Origin of the sequence: Acidovorax sp. LjRoot118 (assembly GCF_964253575.1) — a bacterium.
GTDB lineage: Bacteria > Pseudomonadota > Gammaproteobacteria > Burkholderiales > Burkholderiaceae_C > Acidovorax.
The window spans coordinates 1,100,001-1,117,611 of sequence record NZ_CAXURB020000001.1; the positions used below are offsets into that span (position 1 = coordinate 1,100,001).

General features: G+C 64.1%; 15 protein-coding genes and 2 rRNA genes (1 of these 17 running past the window's edge). 15 read left to right on the plus strand and 2 right to left on the minus strand.

Translation table 11 applies throughout. From position 1 onward, the window contains the following. The 3 genes from ACSQ9E_RS05145 to ACSQ9E_RS05155 form a co-directional block, all read left to right on the plus strand. Positions 1-2,516, plus strand: a 23S ribosomal RNA gene (locus ACSQ9E_RS05145); it begins 363 nt to the left of the window's first position. A gap of 150 nt (positions 2,517-2,666) precedes the next feature. Then, positions 2,667-2,779 (plus strand): 5S ribosomal RNA (gene rrf, locus ACSQ9E_RS05150). 185 nt (positions 2,780-2,964) lie between these two features. Then, on the plus strand, positions 2,965-3,717 hold the full coding sequence (locus tag ACSQ9E_RS05155) for a pseudouridine synthase (RefSeq protein ID WP_436217085.1): 753 nt from the start codon (positions 2,965-2,967) through the stop codon (positions 3,715-3,717). A 50-nt stretch (positions 3,718-3,767) separates the two neighbouring features. Here ACSQ9E_RS05155 and ACSQ9E_RS05160 read toward each other — a convergent pair whose 3' ends face one another. Then, positions 3,768-4,580: an alpha/beta hydrolase gene (locus ACSQ9E_RS05160; RefSeq protein WP_436217086.1), complete on the minus strand. Its 813-nt coding sequence runs from the start codon at positions 4,578-4,580 to the stop codon at positions 3,768-3,770. Between the two features lie 93 nt (positions 4,581-4,673). Between ACSQ9E_RS05160 and ACSQ9E_RS05165 the strand changes: the two genes are divergently transcribed. From ACSQ9E_RS05165 to ACSQ9E_RS05185, 5 genes are all read left to right on the plus strand, one after another. After that, positions 4,674-5,198 carry a cupin domain-containing protein gene (locus ACSQ9E_RS05165; protein ID WP_436217087.1) on the plus strand — a complete coding sequence of 175 codons (525 nt, stop codon included), beginning with the start codon at positions 4,674-4,676 and terminating at the stop codon, positions 5,196-5,198. Between the two features lie 21 nt (positions 5,199-5,219). Beyond that, on the plus strand, positions 5,220-5,600 hold the full coding sequence (locus ACSQ9E_RS05170; protein ID WP_436217088.1) for a helix-turn-helix transcriptional regulator: 381 nt from the start codon (positions 5,220-5,222) through the stop codon (positions 5,598-5,600). A 95-nt stretch (positions 5,601-5,695) separates the two neighbouring features. Beyond that, the gene (locus ACSQ9E_RS05175; protein WP_057206181.1) at positions 5,696-6,682 is read left to right on the plus strand and encodes a YncE family protein; all 987 of its coding nucleotides are present in this window, start codon (positions 5,696-5,698) and stop codon (positions 6,680-6,682) included. A 7-nt stretch (positions 6,683-6,689) separates the two neighbouring features. After that, positions 6,690-7,517: a polysaccharide deacetylase family protein gene (locus tag ACSQ9E_RS05180; RefSeq protein WP_436217089.1), complete on the plus strand. Its 828-nt coding sequence runs from the start codon at positions 6,690-6,692 to the stop codon at positions 7,515-7,517. A 51-nt stretch (positions 7,518-7,568) separates the two neighbouring features. Then, positions 7,569-8,567, plus strand: coding sequence for a sterol desaturase family protein (locus ACSQ9E_RS05185; protein WP_436217090.1), 999 nt, complete (start codon positions 7,569-7,571; stop codon positions 8,565-8,567). On the opposite strand, the gene ACSQ9E_RS05190 is transcribed toward ACSQ9E_RS05185, so the two are convergent. Then, complete coding sequence (locus ACSQ9E_RS05190) at positions 8,564-9,463, minus strand: LysR substrate-binding domain-containing protein (RefSeq protein WP_436217091.1); 900 nt, start codon at positions 9,461-9,463, stop codon at positions 8,564-8,566. The two genes, ACSQ9E_RS05185 and ACSQ9E_RS05190, sit on opposite strands and share 4 nt — an antisense overlap. 104 nt (positions 9,464-9,567) lie before the next feature. Between ACSQ9E_RS05190 and ACSQ9E_RS05195 the strand changes: the two genes are divergently transcribed. The 7 genes from ACSQ9E_RS05195 (at position 9,568) to ntrC (ending at position 17,606) form a co-directional block, all read left to right on the plus strand. Beyond that, entirely contained in the window at positions 9,568-10,572 is a 1,005-nt protein-coding gene (locus ACSQ9E_RS05195; RefSeq protein WP_436217092.1) for a bile acid:sodium symporter family protein, read from the plus strand. A 70-nt stretch (positions 10,573-10,642) separates the two neighbouring features. Next, on the plus strand, positions 10,643-11,611 hold the full coding sequence (locus ACSQ9E_RS05200; RefSeq protein WP_200964009.1) for an EI24 domain-containing protein: 969 nt from the start codon (positions 10,643-10,645) through the stop codon (positions 11,609-11,611). Next, positions 11,608-12,435, plus strand: a complete 828-nt coding sequence (locus ACSQ9E_RS05205; protein WP_436217093.1) for a competence/damage-inducible protein A — start codon at positions 11,608-11,610, stop codon at positions 12,433-12,435. The genes ACSQ9E_RS05200 and ACSQ9E_RS05205 overlap by 4 nt, the downstream gene beginning before the upstream one ends. 174 nt (positions 12,436-12,609) lie before the next feature. Further along, on the plus strand, positions 12,610-14,025 hold the full coding sequence (gene glnA / locus ACSQ9E_RS05210; protein ID WP_007854205.1) for a type I glutamate--ammonia ligase: 1,416 nt from the start codon (positions 12,610-12,612) through the stop codon (positions 14,023-14,025). Between the two features lie 293 nt (positions 14,026-14,318). Next, positions 14,319-14,831 carry a hypothetical protein gene (locus ACSQ9E_RS05215; protein ID WP_057205517.1) on the plus strand — a complete coding sequence of 171 codons (513 nt, stop codon included), beginning with the start codon at positions 14,319-14,321 and terminating at the stop codon, positions 14,829-14,831. 77 nt (positions 14,832-14,908) lie between these two features. Next, positions 14,909-15,931, plus strand: coding sequence for a nitrogen regulation protein NR(II) (glnL, locus tag ACSQ9E_RS05220; RefSeq protein ID WP_057205519.1), 1,023 nt, complete (start codon positions 14,909-14,911; stop codon positions 15,929-15,931). 40 nt (positions 15,932-15,971) lie between these two features. Next, complete coding sequence (gene ntrC / locus ACSQ9E_RS05225) at positions 15,972-17,606, plus strand: nitrogen regulation protein NR(I) (protein WP_057269653.1); 1,635 nt, start codon at positions 15,972-15,974, stop codon at positions 17,604-17,606. The last annotated feature ends 5 nt before the right edge of the window (positions 17,607-17,611 follow it).

Below are 17,611 nucleotides of genomic sequence, written 5' to 3' on the forward strand. Positions count from 1 at the left end.
AGACAAGTAGGGCGGGACACGAGAAATCCTGTCTGAATATGGGGGGACCATCCTCCAAGGCTAAATACTCGTAATCGACCGATAGTGAACCAGTACCGTGAGGGAAAGGCGAAAAGAACCCCGGGAGGGGAGTGAAATAGATCCTGAAACCGCATGCTTACAAAAAGTAGGAGCCCGCAAGGGTGACTGCGTACCTTTTGTATAATGGGTCAGCGACTTACATTCAGTGGCAAGGTTAACCGAATAGGGAAGCCGTAGAGAAATCGAGTCCGAATAGGGCGAATCAGTCGCTGGGTGTAGACCCGAAACCAAGTGATCTATCCATGGCCAGGATGAAGGTGCCGTAACAGGTACTGGAGGTCCGAACCGACTAGTGTTGCAAAACTAGCGGATGAGCTGTGGATAGGGGTGAAAGGCTAAACAAACTTGGAAATAGCTGGTTCTCTCCGAAAACTATTTAGGTAGTGCCTCAAGTATTACCGTCGGGGGTAGAGCACTGTTTAGGCTAGGGGGTCATGGCGACTTACCAAACCTATGCAAACTCCGAATACCGACGAGTACAGCTTGGGAGACAGAGCACCGGGTGCTAACGTCCGGACTCAAGAGGGAAACAACCCAGACCGCCAGCTAAGGTCCCTAAAATTGGCTAAGTGGGAAACGAAGTGGGAAGGCTAAAACAGTCAGGATGTTGGCTTAGAAGCAGCCATCATTTAAAGAAAGCGTAATAGCTCACTGATCGAGTCGTCCTGCGCGGAAGATGTAACGGGGCTAAGCCAGTTACCGAAGCTGCGGATGTGCAATTTATTGCACGTGGTAGGAGAGCGTTCTGTAGGCCTGTGAAGGTGTCTGGTAACGGATGCTGGAGGTATCAGAAGTGCGAATGCTGACATGAGTAGCGTTAAAGGGGGTGAAAAGCCCCCTCGCCGTAAGCGCAAGGTTTTCTACGCAACGTTCATCGGCGTAGAGTGAGTCGGCCCCTAAGGCGAGGCAGAGATGCGTAGCTGATGGGAAACAGGTCAATATTCCTGTACCGATGTGTAGTGCGATGTGGGGACGGAGAAGGTTAGCTCAGCCAACTGTTGGATATGTTGGTTCAAGCCTGTAGTCGTGCCTGGTAGGCAAATCCGCCGGGCTTAGATGAGGGGTGATAACGAGTCTGCTTGCAGACGAAGTGAGTGATACCCTGCTTCCAGGAAAAGCCACTAAGCTTCAGCTACACACGACCGTACCGCAAACCGACACTGGTGCGCGAGATGAGTATTCTAAGGCGCTTGAGAGAACTCAGGAGAAGGAACTCGGCAAATTGATACCGTAACTTCGGGAGAAGGTATGCCCCAAGTAGGTGAACTCGAACAGAGGGAGCCCAACGGGGTTGCAAAAAATCGGTGGCTGCGACTGTTTAATAAAAACACAGCACTCTGCAAACACGAAAGTGGACGTATAGGGTGTGACGCCTGCCCGGTGCTGGAAGATTAAATGATGGGGTGCAAGCTCTTGATTGAAGTCCCAGTAAACGGCGGCCGTAACTATAACGGTCCTAAGGTAGCGAAATTCCTTGTCGGGTAAGTTCCGACCTGCACGAATGGCGTAACGATGGCCACACTGTCTCCTCCTGAGACTCAGCGAAGTTGAAATGTTTGTGATGATGCAATCTCCCCGCGGAAAGACGGAAAGACCCCATGAACCTTTACTGTAGCTTTGTATTGGACTTTGAACAGATCTGTGTAGGATAGGTGGGAGGCTTTGAAGTGATGTCGCTAGATGTCATGGAGCCAACGTTGAAATACCACCCTGGTGTGTTTGAGGTTCTAACCTAGGTCCATTATCTGGATCGGGGACAGTGCATGGTAGGCAGTTTGACTGGGGCGGTCTCCTCCCAAAGCGTAACGGAGGAGTTCGAAGGTACGCTAGTTACGGTCGGACATCGTGACGATAGTGCAATGGCATAAGCGTGCTTAACTGCGAGACTGACAAGTCGAGCAGATGCGAAAGCAGGACATAGTGATCCGGTGGTTCTGTATGGAAGGGCCATCGCTCAACGGATAAAAGGTACTCTGGGGATAACAGGCTGATACCGCCCAAGAGTTCATATCGACGGCGGTGTTTGGCACCTCGATGTCGGCTCATCTCATCCTGGGGCTGTAGCCGGTCCCAAGGGTATGGCTGTTCGCCATTTAAAGAGGTACGTGAGCTGGGTTTAAAACGTCGTGAGACAGTTTGGTCCCTATCTTCCGTGGGCGCTGCAGATTTGAGGAAGCCTGCTCCTAGTACGAGAGGACCGGAGTGGACACACCTCTGGTGTATCGGTTGTCACGCCAGTGGCATTGCCGAGTAGCTAAGTGTGGAAGAGATAACCGCTGAAAGCATCTAAGCGGGAAACTCGTTTCAAGATGAGATCTGCCGGGGCCTTGAGCCCCCTGAAGAGTCGTTCAAGACCAGGACGTTGATAGGTCAGGTGTGGAAGCGCAGTAATGCGTTAAGCTAACTGATACTAATTGCTCGTGAGGCTTGACCCTATAACTTTGATAGCCGTGTACGCTCCTTCATGGATGTGTGCAAGCTTCGAAGATTGTTATGCCAAGTTGACGCAGTCAAAACACATAAAATCTGATTCCACTCTATGAATTCGTTGTCTTGCTCCAAGAGCAAGTCGACTCCAAGTTATGCCTGATGACCATAGCAAGTTGGTACCACTCCTTCCCATCCCGAACAGGACAGTGAAACGACTTTGCGCCGATGATAGTGCGGGTTCCCGTGTGAAAGTAGGTCATCGTCAGGCTCTTATAGCCCCAAATCCCCTCAGTCTCCAAAGGACTGGGGGGTTTTGCGTTTGGGCAAGGCAAACCTGGTGGCACTGCACTGGTTGAATGATGTCTGCTGATGTCTGCTGATGTCTGCGGCATTGCCTATCGGCACCGTCTGTCTGCCTTGCTTTGTACCTGTCTCCCACACTATTCGATCGCTATGAAGCTGCAAGACATTCTGTACTCCCAGGGATTTGGAACCCGGCGCGTGTGCGCCGGATTGGTGCAGCAGGGCTGGGTACAGGTGAGCACCTACGGTGTGGGGGGGGAGTACGTGTCCTGCACCGAGGCCTCGGCCGATTTCGACGCCGACGGTCTGCAGCTGCGCGTGCAGGGAGTGGACTGGCCGTACCACGAGAAGGCCTATGTGCTGCTGCACAAGCCGGCAGGCACGGAGTGCTCGCAAAAGCCCTCGACCTATCCCAGCATCTATTCGCTGTTGCCGTCTCCCCTGCGCCAGCGTCCGAGCAAGACGGCCATACAGGGTGTCCAGGCCGTGGGGCGGCTGGACCAGGACACGACAGGCATGCTGCTGCTCAGCGATGACGGCCAGTTCATCCACCGCATGAGCTCGCCCAAGAAGCATGTGCCCAAGGTCTACCAGGTCACCACCAAGCACCCTGTGGACGAGGCCCAAGCCAGCAAGCTGCTGGCTGGCGTGGTGCTCGACGACGATCTCAAGCCCGTGCGCGCCGCCGCCTGCGTGGTTGTGGATACGCACCGCCTGGACCTGACCTTGACCGAAGGCAAGTACCACCAGGTCAAGCGCATGCTGGCCGCCGTGGGCAACCGCGTGGAGGGCCTGCACCGCTCACAGATCGGCAGCATGCCGCTGCCGGCCGATCTGGCACCCGGGCAGTGGCGCTGGCTGAGTGTCGACGATCTCAAGGTGCTGACGACTGCGCCAGCCTGACCCCCGCAAAGAAGCCTCAGAGGGTCTGGTCTGTTGCGCTGGGACGCCATTCAAGCTGCAGTGGCCTGATCCTTTGCTGAAGTGGCGCTGCCCGTCACCTGCTCGGCCCAGTCCAGCGCAGCCTCGGCCACCGCTTCCCAGCCCGGCTCACGCACCAGCCAGTGGCTGCGACCGGCAAACTCCCGGTAGTCCACCCGCACGGGTGATTTTCCGTGGCGCTTGGCATTGGCCCGCACCATGGATGCAGGGGCAGTGCGATCCTCTCCTCCCGCAATCAGCAGCAGGGGTGGGCGCTTGCGATTGCCGAAATCGAGGCCATTGCCGATGCCGAATGCTGCCTGAAAGTAGATGCGCCCCGGCGCCTGCACGATGAAGCTGTCGTAGGCCTCGCGCTGCCCGGCCGGTGGCAGCGTGTTCGCAAAGGTGGCGCAAAAGCCCTTGAACCCCATGGTGTGGACCCGGTTCCATCCGGCCCAGGTCAGCAGCACCGGCAGCGCTGCCTTCAAGGCCGATGGCGGTGGAAACACGCCCCGCGGCGGCGCGGGATCGATGGCCACTGCGGCGCAGCCCAGTCCCCGGTCGGCCAGCAATTGCACGATCAGGCCGCCGAAGGAATGGCCCACGAGGATGGGTGCGCTGGGCAGGGCCTGGATGGTGCGGGCGTAGTGGTCCACCAGGTCCTTGATGGTGCGCCTGGCCATGGCGGCGGGCACGCCGTGCCGGAGTGTGGACAGCGGCCCCTCCAGCCCTGGCCAGGCAGGTGCCAGTACGCGGTATCCGCGCGATTCGTACAGCGACCTGAACAGGTCCCAACTGGCTGGCGTAAGCCAGGCGCCATGCACCAGCACGATTGTCTTTTCCATGAATTCCCTCCTGTGATGAGGCTCAAGCTTAGGATTCGTGGGCCGCAGCGGCAGGCTTCAGAATAGGGACCACGTTGCTTTGCGTCCCGCCCCATGAACCCTCCATCGCCCAAGCCCTTGCCGCAGGACGCCTTGTCGCAGGTGCTGGACATCCTGCGCCTCAAGGGCAGCTCGGTGAGCACGCTCGTGTTGCCCCATCCGCACCGGACCGACCATGCGCCCGGGCTGCCCTGCCTCTACGCCGTGCGCGAAGGCGCCATGGTGTTCGAACATGGGGACGGCGTTTCGGTCACGGCCGGGCCAGGCGAGGTTGTGCTGCTGGCACGGGGCACTGCGCACACCGTGGCCTGTGGTCACGGGCACGCGCGTGCGACGGCATTGCAGGGCTACTTCGATTTCGATGGGGGGTTTGCGGCGCGCTTTCTGGGGCCGTTGCCCGCACTCATCCGCCTGCCGAGTCCGCCGTCGGGTGCCTATGACTGGGTGGAAATCGGCTGTGCCCTCATCGCCGAAGAGTCCGAGCAGGAACTTGCAGGCGCCGCCGCCATGGTCTCGCGCATACTGGACCTGCTCTTTGTGCGCACGCTGCGCACCTGGGCCGCGCAGAACCATGCGTAAACCGGCTGGCTGGCGGGGGCCATGGACCCGCGCATCGGCCGTGCGATAGCCGCCATGCACGCGCAGCCGCAGCGCAACTGGTCGCTGGAGGAGCTGGCCGCGCTGGGCCCCATGTCCCGCACGGCGTTTGCTGAACGCTTCGCGAACGTGGTCGGAGAGACGCCCATGGCCTACCTCAACGGCTGGCGGCTCGACTGCGCCGCGCGGCTGCTGCTCGGTGCCAGCACCGTGGGCAGCGCAGCATTGGGCGTGGGTTACACCTCGGTGTCCGCATTCAGCCGAGCATTCAAGGCGCGGCATGGTTGCTCGCCGGTGGAGTACGGCAGGGATGCCGTGCTCGAAAATGCGCGCCCGGGGCGGCTTGCGGCCCAGAAATCCGCCCCAAACGCGGAACTTCCTTGATCCAACCCGCCTCCATGGGCAGATGTTACGCCTTGCGGCAGGGAGGCGCCGACTCACGGCGCTACACTTGCAGGCTGTCCTGAAAGTGTTTGTTTGTGAAGATTTTTTCCCCCGTGCGCGCATGCGCCGCCCTGGCCGGCCTGGTGTTGCTGTGGGGCAGTGCTGCATTGGCAGCGGTGCCGCCGATTTTTGTGCTGAACTCGCTGGAGGCCAACGTCAGTGTGATCGATCCACTGACCTGGACGGAGACCTCGCGCATCCCCACCGGCAAGGAGCCGCACCACCTGTACCTCACGCCCGACGAGCGCTCGCTCATCGTGGCCAATGCGCTGGGTGACACGCTGACCTTCCTGGACCCGCGCACGGCGCAGGTCCAGCGCACGGTGCGCGGCATCGTGGATCCCTACCACCTGCGCTTCACGCCCGACATGAAATGGCTGATCACGGCGGCCAACCGGCTCAACCATGTGGATTTCTACCGCTGGGATGGCAAGGAGCCTACGCTGGTCGCACGCGTGAACACAGCCCGCACCCCGAGCCACATGTGGATCGACAGCCGCAGCACCACGGTCTACGTGTCCATGCAGGACAGCGACGAGCTGGTGGCCATCGACATCGCCACGCAGGTGGTCAAGTGGCGCATCAAGACCGGCCCCATGCCGGCCGACGTGTATGGCAGCCCGGATGACAAGCATGTCTTCCTCGGCCTCACCGGGGGCGACAGCGTCGAAGTTTTCGACGTCTCGGGCCGCGAGCCGCGCAGCATCAGGAAGATCAAGACCGGCAATGGCGCGCACGCCTTTCGGGCGGCGGGCGACGGCAAGCACCTCTACGTGAGCAACCGGGTGGCCAACTCCATCAGCAAGATCGACATGGCCTCCATGGCCGTGGTGGACAGCTACCCCGTGCCCGGCGGGCCCGATTGCATGGAAGTCTCGGCCGATGGCCGCTTCATCTACGTGAGCTCGCGCTGGGCGCGCAAGCTGTCGGTGGTGGACACCGAGGCGAAGAAGGTGGTGCGCCAGGTGCCCGTGGGCAAGTCCCCGCACGGCGTCTGGACGCTGCAGCACGCCCCCCGGTAGCAGCGGCATGACTGCTGGCATGGCTGTGGCTTGCACTGCGAGGGCGGTCTTGCCCTGGGTATGGCTGCTGGCGGTGCCTGCAGGCCTGGCGCAAGGCAGCGCGCCAGCCCCCGCCGGCGACTGCACCAAACCCGTCTACCTGACCCTGGACACCGGCCACATGGAGGTGGCCCCGCTCATCGCCGATGTGCTCAAGCGCCAGCAGGTGCGGGTGACCTTCTTTGCGGCGCAGGAGCGCACCAAGGAGGGCGACGGCAGCCTGGGCGGGCACTGGGCACCCTGGTGGCGGGCCCGCGCGGCCGAAGGCCACGCCTTTGCCTCCCACACCTGGGACCACACCTACTGGCGCGCTGACCTGGGCACGGCCGCCAAACCGTCCTTCAAGGTGCGCCCCTCGGCCGGCCCGCGTGCAGGGCAGGATTTCACGATGACGGCGGCCGATTACTGCGCCGAGATCACCAAGGCCGCCGACCGGCTGCAGGCCATCACCGGGCAAAAGCCCTTGCCGCTGTTCCGCGCGCCGGGCGGCAAGACGTCGCCCCAATTGATCGCCAGCGCCCAGGCCTGCGGCTACACCCACGTGGGCTGGTCGCCTGCGGGCTTTCTGGGTGACGAGCTGTCCATCGCGCAGGCCAGCAACGAGGCGCTGCTGCGCAAGGCGCTGCGCGATATTCGTGCGGGCGATATCCTGCTGGCCCACCTCGGTATCTGGTCGCGCACGGACCCCTGGGCGCCCGCCGTGCTGGAGCCGCTGATCGTGGGGCTGAAGGAGCGGGGGTTTTGCTTCAGGACACTGCGCGAGCACCCGGACTACGCTACAAAGACCGTGCGGTGATGCCGCGCGGCAGCGGCATATGAGGCGACAGCAACAGGAGCGGGGAACGTTATGGAGTGGTTGAGCTCGGTATTCGACGGTGCGCAGCAATGGCTGTTCGAGACCGTGGTGCAGCCATTGATGTTCGCGGGCGGCCTGGGCAACCTGCTGGAGGATGGCTACGACGCCACTGGCTGGCTGCTGGTGGGCCTGCTGCAGCTGGCCGTCATCATCGCCGTCATCGGGCCGCTGCAGCGCTGGCGCCCGGTGGAGCCGGTGACCAACCGCGCCACCATCCGCACCGACATCCTCTACACCCTGCTGCACCGGCTGGGCCTGTTCCGCGTGGGCCTGTTCTTTGCCATCGACCCGCTGATGGACGCGCTGTTCGGCGAGTTGCGCATGTCGGGCATCAGCACCTTCCACCTCGATGGCATCTGGCCCGGCGTGACCGACGTGGCCTGGGTCAGCCTGCTCATGTACCTGGTGGTATTCGACTTCGTGGACTACTGGATCCACCGCGGCCAGCACCATTTCGAATGGTGGTGGCGGCTGCATTCGCTGCACCACTCGCAGCAACAGATGACGATGTGGAGCGACAACCGCAACCACCTGCTGGATGACATGCTGCGTGACACCATCCTGGTGGTGGTGGCCCAGCTCATCGGCGTGGCGCCGGGGCAGTTCGTGGCCATCGTGGCCATCACGCAACTGAGCGAAAGCTTCCAGCACGCCAACGTGCGCCTGTGGTTCGGCCGCCTGGGGGAGCGCCTGTGGGTGAGCCCCCGCTTTCACCGGCTGCACCACAGCATCGGCATCGGGCACGAAACCATCAAACCGGCTGCTGCGGGCGAGAAGGCGCCGCGCGTGGTGCTGGGCGGCCACAACTTCGGCGTGCTGCTGCCCTGGTGGGACATGCTGATGCGCACCGCCAACTTCGAGCAACGCTACGACCCCACGGGCGTGCGCGACCAGGTGGAGCCCGGGCCCGACGGCCGCACGCGCGACTATGGGCGCGGCTTCTGGTCGCAGCAATGGTGTGGGGTGCTGCGCTTGTTCGGAAAGGCTTAGGCCCGCTTCGCTGCCACGTCGCGCACCAGCCCCCAGGCCACTTCGGCCACGGGCGCCAGGGCGCGGTTGGCCCGCCGCACCAGCACGATGGCCCGCTCCACGCGGGGGGTGAGCGGTCGCACCTCCAGGCCCTGGAGCCCTGCGGGCGGCAAGGCCAGCGTGGGCACCACCGAGATGCCCAGGCCCGCATCCAGCATGCGGAAGATGGTGGTCACATGGCCCACCTCCTGGGCCACCAGTGCCTGCACGCCATGCTGGTGCAGCGCATCGTCGATCAGCCGGCGGCTGCCCGAGGCATGGTCGAGCAACACCAGCGGCTCGCCATCCAGGGCGGCCCAGCGCACGCTGCGCTGGCGCGCCAGCCGGTGCGTGGGCGGGCAGACCAAGCAGAAGGGCTCGGACAGGATGGGCTCGGCGTGCAGCTCATCGCTGCGCCCCGGCTCGGGTTCGATCACTACGCCGAAATCCACCTCGCCCGAGAGCACGCTGACCAGTGCATCGTGCTGCATGCGGTCCAGCAGCAGCAGTTCCAGCCCCGGGTGCTCCTGCCGACAGCGCGCAATGCATTCGGGCAGCAGGTTGGCCGACAGGGTGGGGCTGCTGGCCACCCGCACCCGGCCCTGGCGCTGGGTGGCCAGGCCGCGCACATCGAGCAGCATCGTGTCCAGGTCTTCCAGCACGCGCGCCAGGCGCACGGCCAGGCTGCGGCCGGCTTCGGTCAGCACCACCTCGCGCGTGGTGCGGTCCAGCAGCTTGATGCCCAGGTGCTGCTCCAGCTCGGTCACGCAGCGGCTCACGGCGGGCTGGGTCAGGCCGATCTGGTCGCCCGCGCGCGTGAAGCTGCTGTGCAGGGCCACGGACTGGAAGACACGCAATTGGCGCAAACTGGGATTCATGAGGATTTATTATAAATTCATCAAATCAATCCATTTCTCTTGGGGTGGCAAACACGGTCCAATCAGTGCATACCGTTTCTTATGGGCTCACGCCCCTTGCTTGCATGGCCCGCTCCCGTTTGCTTCCCGACAATTTCACGCTCTACCTCGTTGCCACGGTCATCGCCGCCAGCCTGTTGCCGGCCTCCGGCGGCTTCGCCAAGGCGCTGGAGGTGGCCACCACCGTGGCCGTGAGCCTGCTGTTCTTCCTGCACGGGGCCAAGCTCTCGCGTGAGGCCATCCTGGCCGGCATTGGCCACTGGCGGCTGCACCTGGTGGTGGTGGCCAGCACCTTCGTGCTGTTTCCGCTGCTGGGCTGGGCGCTGCGCCCGGTGCTGGAGCCGCTGGTCACGCGCGACCTGTACACCGGCATCCTCTACCTGTGTGCGCTGCCGGCCACGGTGCAGTCGGCGATTGCCTTCGTCTCCATGGCGCGCGGCAACATCCCTGCGGCCGTGTGCAGCGCCTCGGCCTCCACGCTGCTGGGCGTGGCGTTCACGCCGCTGCTGGTGGGCTTGCTCATGTCGCAGAACGCGGCCATGGGCGACCCGCTGGCCGCCATGGGCCGCATCGGTGTGCAACTGCTGCTGCCTTTTGCCATCGGTCACCTGCTGCGCCCCTGGATCAGCGGCTTTTTGCAGCAGCGCGCGTCCGTCATGAAGGTGGTGGACCAGGGCTCCATCCTGTTGGTGGTCTACGCCGCCTTCAGCCACGCCGTCATCGACGGCCTGTGGTCCCAGGTGCCCCCCATGGCTTTGGCCGGCCTGCTGGCCGTGTGCGCGGTGCTGCTGGCGCTGGTGCTCACCCTCACCACCTGGAGCGCGCGGCGCATGGGCTTCTCCAAGGAAGACGAGATCACCATCGTTTTCTGCGGCTCCAAGAAGAGCCTGGTCAGCGGCGTGCCCATGGCCAACGTGCTGTTTGCCGCCAACGTGGCCGGCGCCATCGTGCTGCCGCTGATGCTGTTCCACCAGATGCAGCTCATGGTCTGCGGCGTGCTCGCGCAGCGCTATGCGCGGCGCGGGCTGGATGCCGGCAAACCAGTGGGCGCACAGCCCGAACAGGCCTGATAGGCACAGCGGGAACCCGCGCAACCGCCGGGCGGTGCAGGGTTTCATCAAGAGCGGCGAGGCTCGCGGTATGCTCAGGCGCATGGGACTACTGCTGGACTCTTTCTGGCGCGCCGCGGCGTACTGCATGCGCCCCCGCGTCATCCTCCTCTCGCTGCTGCCATTGCTGCTGATGGCGGCGCTTGCGTTCGGGCTGGGCTACTTCTACTGGGATGTGGCGGTGCAGAGCATGCACTCACTTCTTGATGCCTCCCCCATGCTCAAGAATTTCTGGGGCTGGCTCGAGGGCTGGGGCCTGGGCAGCGTGGTGTCTGCGCTCGCCCCCATGATGGTCATCCTGGCGGCCACGCCGGTCCTGGTCGTGGTGTCGCTGCTGCTGGTGGCGGTGCTCATGACCCCGGCGCTCGTGACCCTGGTCGCCGAACGGCGCTTTCCCGACCTCGCGCGCAAGAAGGGCGGCTCCTTCTTCGCCAGCGTGGCCTGGTCCGTGGGCTCCACGGTGATGGCGCTGGTGGCGCTGGTGGTGTCCGTGCCGCTGTGGCTTGTGCCCCCGCTGGTGCTGGTGCTGCCGCCGCTGATCTGGGGTTGGCTCACCTACCGTGTGATGGCCTTCGACGCGCTGGCCGAGCATGCCAGCAAGGAGGAGCGCAAGCGGCTTTTCCAGCGCCACCGCGCCAGCCTGCTGGGCATCGGCATCATCACCGGCTACTTGGGCGCTGCACCCAGCATCGTCTGGGCATCGGGCGTGCTGTTCGTGGCCGCTTTTGCCATCCTGGTGCCGCTGGCGATCTGGATCTACATGCTGGTGTTCGCGTTCTCGTCGCTGTGGTTCACGCATTTCTGCCTGGCGGCGCTGCAGGAGCTGCGCGAGGACGATGTCCGCGCCACCATGCCCGTGCCCTCGCGCCTGCCGCTGGACACGCTGGCGCCCGCGCCCGCCATCGAAGACATCACGCCGCCCACCATCAGCGCGCCAGAGCCCGCAGCGGCCAGTCTGCCGGCCCCCGGCACCTTTCCTACCGATCCCCGCACCCCATGACCCCTACCTTCGGCCTCATCATCGTCGGCGACGAAATCCTCTCGGGCAAGCGTGCCGACAAGCACATGCCCAAGGCCATCGAACTGCTGGCCGCGCGCGGCCTGGCCCTGTCCTATGCCGACTACGTAGGGGACGACCCCGCGCGCATCACCGCCACGCTGCAGCGCGCCTTTGCTTCGGGCGACGTGGTCTTCTCGTGCGGCGGCATCGGCGCCACGCCGGACGACCACACCCGCCAATGCGCAGCGCGGGCTCTGGGTACCGATCTGGCCCTGCACCCCGAGGCCGAGCGCCTGATCCGAGAGCGCATGCAGGACGTGGCGCGCGAGCAGGGCCTGCCCTACGAGCCCGACCGCCACGACAACCTGCACCGGTTGAACATGGGCATGTTCCCCGTAGGGGCACGCACCATTCCCAATCCGTACAACAAGATTCCCGGCTTCACCTGCGACAGCCCGGGCAGTGAGGGCGGCGCCGTGCACTTCGTGCCGGGCTTTCCGGTGATGGCCTGGCCCATGATCGAGTGGGTGCTGGACACCCTGTACGCCGAGCACTTCAACCGCACGCCCCAGACCGAACACTCGGTGGTGGTGTTCGGCGCCATGGAGGCAGCGCTCACGCCGCTCATGGAGCAGATAGAAAAATCGCACGCCGGGGTGCGGGTGTTCAGTTTGCCCAGCGTGGATCATCCACAATACGGGCGGCACATTGAACTGGGCGTCAAAGGCCCGGCGCAGGCGCTCCCCGCAGCATGGACGGACCTCAAAAATGGCCTGCACGAATTTGGTGCGGATCTTGGCCCTGAAATGGTGCGCAACCTGTGATGCGCAATGCGGGCTATTGTGTTGCACCAAAATTGTGCGCTCAACCGTCCTCGCCAGACCCCAGGCCGGGCCGCTGCTCCGCGATAGTGCGGTGATTGCACCCCGCTGGCACGCAAACTGCTTTTATTTCGGCAAATTCTTTTTTCAACAAGCGCTTTTACCCAGGAGAACCTGATGGCCAAGACCGTTGCAGACGTGATGAAGATCGTGAAGGAAAACGAGGTCAAGTTCGTTGACTTCCGTTTTACCGATACCCGGGGCAAGGAACAGCACGTGACCGTGCCCGTGTCCCACTTCGATGAAGACAAGTTCACGTCGGGCCACGCATTTGACGGTTCGTCGGTGGCTGGCTGGAAGGGCATTGAAGCCTCGGACATGCAGCTCATGCCCGACCCCAACACCGCCAACATCGACCCGTTCTTCGAAGAAACCACGCTGTTCCTGCAGTGCGACGTGATCGAACCCGGTGACGGCAAGGCCTACGACCGCGATCCACGCTCCATCGCCAAGCGCGCTGAAGCCTACCTCAAGGCCTCCGGCCTGGGCGACACGGCCTTCTTCGGCCCAGAGCCAGAATTCTTCATCTTCGACGGCGTGCGCTGGTCCAATGAACCCGGCAAGGTCATGTTCGAGATCGAAGAGTACGAAGCCCCCTGGAATTCGGGCGCCAAGCTCGAAGGCGGCAACCGCGGCCACCGTCCCACCGTCAAGGGCGGCTACTTCCCCGTGCCTCCCGTCGACAGCACGCAGGACATGCGCGCTGAAATGTCCCTGATCCTCGAATCCCTGGGCATCCCGGTCGAAGTGTTCCACCACGAAGTGGCAGGCGCTGGCCAGAACGAAATCGGCACGCGTTTCAGCACGCTGGTCGAGCGCGCCGACTGGACGCAGGTCCTGAAGTACGTGGTCTGGAACGTGGCCAACGCCTACGGCAAGACGGCTACCTTCATGCCCAAGCCCTACGCTGGCGACAACGGCTCCGGCATGCACGTGCACCAGTCCATCTGGAAGGACGGCAAGAACCTGTTCGCAGGCGACGGCTACGCCGGCCTGTCGGACTTCGCGCTTTACTACATCGGCGGCATCATCAAGCACGCACGTGCCCTGAACGCCATCACCAACCCCGGCACGAACTCGTACAAGCGTCTGGTGCCCGGCTTCGAAGCCCCTGTGAAGCTGGCCTACTCGGCCCGCAACCGCTCGGCCTCGATCCGCATTCCTTACGTTGCCAACCCCAAGGGCCGCCGCATCGAAGCGCGCTTCCCCGATCCATCGGCCAACCCTTACCTGGCCTTCTCGGCCCTGATGATGGCCGGCCTGGACGGCGTGGAAAACAAGATCCATCCCGGCGAAGCCGCCACGAAGGATCTGTACCATCTGCCACCCGAGGAAGACAAGCTGGTGCCTACCGTCTGCCACAGCCTGGACCAGGCCCTGGAATACCTCGACAAGGACCGCAGCTTCCTGACCAAGGGTGGCGTGTTCACCGACTCCATGCTCGATGCCTACATCGACCTGAAGATGACCGAAGTCACGCGTTTCCGCATGGCTCCCCACCCTGTCGAGTACGACATGTACTACTCGCTGTAATCTGCCCCTCCCGGCGGTTACCCGAAAAGGCGGCGCAAGCCGCCTTTTTCCATGGTGCAGCCGATTCGGTGTGCACGGAACCAACACCGGCCAGGAAGCCTCTGAACCGGTGTATTGCCGTAGCGCCATCCGCCAGCGTTCGCCTTTGCCACCAGGGCCGCCCCGGCTTTGGACGGCCCTTGCCGCACCGTTAACCCCTCACGGCCGCAGCACTTGCCGGATTGGCGATGCGGGTTGATTCGGGGATACTCTCTGGCTGTACTGTGCATTTGCTGCTCGCGCGAGGAATTTCCATGAAGAAGACTGTTACCACCCTGTTGTTGCTTGCTGCCCTGGCCCCCGTTGCCGGCTGGGCCCAGGACCGCATCTACCGCTGTGGCAATGAGTACACGAACAACGCGACCCAGGCCAAGGAGCGTGGCTGCAAGCTGGTCGAAGGCGGCAATGTGACTGTGGTGCAGGGCTCGCGTCCAGCAGCAGCTGCAGGTGGCACTGCCGCGCCTGCCGCTGGCAGCGCCCCGTCTGCATCGCCGCCGAACGCCCCGCGCGTGAGCAGCAACGACCAGAAGGCCCGCGACTCCGATGCGCGTGCCATCCTCGAATCCGAACTGCGCAAGGCCGAGGCGCGCCATGCCGAGCTGGTCAAGGAATACAACGGCGGCGCGCCCGAGCGCAACGCCCTGGATCTGCGCAACCCGCAGCGCTACATTGAGCGCACGGCCGAACTCAAGGCCAGCGTGTCCCGCAGCGAGAGCGACATCGCCGGCATCAAGCGTGAGTTGGGCCGCGTGGCCCCCGCCAATTGAGGCCGGACCCACGCGTGAGTACTCCACCGGACCATTCCCTCTCGCCAGATACCGGGCGCTTTCATTCGCTGGACCTGATGTCCACGCTGGTGGCGGTACTGCGCGCCGACGGCGCCGTGCAGTTCGCCAATGCGGCGCTGGAAAACACCCTGGGCCTGTCGCGCCGCACCCTCGAAGGGGGTGATTTCTCCACCTTCTTCACCGACCCGGCCCTGTTGCAGACCGCGCTGGCCGGTGCCCGCGTGCAGGATTTTGCGGCGCTGCGCTACGAAGCCAGCCTGAAACGCCTGCACCAGGACCCCGTGCCCGTGCATGTCAACGTGGCGGCGGCGGAGCAGGCCGGTGAGATCTTGGTGGAACTGTGGCCGCTGGAGCAGCAGGCCCGCCAGGACCGTGAGGAGCGCCTGCTCGACCAGGCCCAGGCCAACAAGGAGCTGATCCGCAACCTGGCCCACGAGATCAAGAACCCCCTGGGCGGCATCCGTGGCGCGGCCCAGTTGCTGGAGATGGAGCTCGAAAGCCGCGAGCTCACCGAGTACACCCAGGTCATCATCCACGAGGCGGACCGCCTGCAAAGCTTGGTGGACCGCCTGCTGGCCCCGCACCGCCACCCGCACCTGGTGGGCGACGTCAATATCCACGAGGTCTGCGAGCGTGTGCGCTCGCTGGTGCTGGTGGAATACCCGCAAGGGTTGCGCGTGCAGCGCGACTACGACACCTCCATCCCCGAGTTCCGCGGCGACCGGGCGCAGCTCATCCAGGCACTGCTCAACGTGGTTCAGAACGCGGCGCAGGCACTGGCCGAGCGCATCGCCGCAGGCGATGCGGTGATCACCTTGCGCACCCGCGTGGCCCGACAAGTAACGTTTGGTCGCCAGCGTTATCGGCTGGCACTGGAATTGCATGTCATCGACAACGGACCGGGCGTACCCGATGCCATCAAAGAGCGTATTTTTTACCCTCTGGTGTCGGGTCGGGACGGCGGATCGGGGCTGGGACTCACGTTGGCACAAACCTTCGTACAACGGCACCACGGATTGATCGAATGCGACAGCGTACCGGGTCGCACCGACTTCCGATTCCTGATCCCCTTGCCCTGAGGTCCCTGACACGCAACCACAGGGAAGGTAAGACAAAGATATGAAGCCGATCTGGTTAGTAGATGACGACCCCTCGATCCGCTTCGTCCTGGAAAAGGCGCTGGCCCGGGAGAACCTGCCCACGCGCAGCTTCACCCACCCGCGCGAAGTGCTCGACGCGCTGGCCGACGTCACCGCAGGCGACCCCGCCCGCCAGGGCCCCCAGGTCCTGGTGAGCGACATCCGCATGCCTGGAGGCTCGGGCCTGCAGCTGCTCGAAAAAGTACGCGAACTGCAGCCCGGTCTGCCCGTCATCATCATGACGGCGTATTCCGACCTGGACAGCGCCGTTTCGGCCTTCCAGCGCGGCGCGTTCGAATACCTGCCCAAACCCTTCGACCTGCCCAAGGCGGTGGAGCTGATCCGCCGCGCGGTGGAAGAAAGCCAGCGCGAGGAAGTGACCGAAGAGCGCCAGGCCGAAACCCCCGAGATGCTGGGCCAGGCGCCCGCCATGCAGGACGTGTTCCGCGCCATCGGCCGGCTCAGCCAGAGCCAGGTCACGGTGCTGATCACCGGCGAATCGGGCTCGGGCAAGGAACTCGTGGCGCGCGCGCTGCACAAGCACTCGCCCTGCGCAGAGGGGCCCTTCGTGGCCATCAACACGGCGGCCATCCCCAAGGATCTGCTGGAATCCGAACTTTTCGGCCACGAGCGCGGTGCCTTCACCGGCGCCCAGACACAGCGGCGCGGCCGATTCGAGCAGGCCGAGGGGGGCACGCTCTTCCTCGACGAAATCGGCGACATGCCGTTTGACCTGCAGACGCGCCTCTTGCGCGTGCTGTCGGACGGCCAGTTCTACCGTGTGGGCGGCCATGCGGCCGTGAAGGCCCATGTGCGCGTGATCGCAGCCACCCACCAGGACCTGGAGCGGCGCGTCAAGGAAGGCGGTTTCCGCGAGGATTTGTTCCACCGCTTGAACGTCATCCGCCTGCGCCTGCCCGCGCTGCGCGAGCGCCACGAAGACGTGCCCATGCTCACGCGCCACTTCCTGCAGCAGAGCGCGCGCCAGCTAGGCGTGGAGCCCAAGCGCATTGCCGACTCGGCCCTGGCGCGGCTGGAGCAGTTCGCCTTCCCCGGCAACGTGCGCCAGCTCGAGAACATCTGCCACTGGCTGACGGTGATGGCGCCCGCACAGGTCATCTCGCTGCAGGACCTGCCGCCCGAGGTGCTGGAAGCCCCGGTGTTCCAGGCGCCTGCGCGCGCCGCCGTGGCAGACGGCCATGCCGTGGCGCCACCGGCGGTGATTGCCATGCCTGTGGCTGCCATTGCGCACCCGCCCGAAATGGTGGGGGGGCTGCACGCCGTGGCGCCTTCGGCGCCGCAGTTCGTGGCGGCCGCGCCAGCGGCCGCCTGGGCTGCAGACACGGCCATCGGCGTGGCTGCGCCCGCCGCATCGGCCAGCCCCGTGCTGAGCTGGGAGCAGGCGCTGGAGGCCGAGGCGCAGAAGCTCCTGTCCGGCGGCCAGCCCGAGGTGTGGGATGCGCTCACGCGCCGCTTCGAGTCGCGCCTGATCCGCACGGCCCTGGTCGCCACCCACGGCCGCCGCATGGAGGCTGCACAGCGCCTGGGCATAGGCCGCAACACCATCACCCGCAAGATCCAGGAGCTGGGCCTGGACGCGCCGGACGAAGGCTGAGCTTT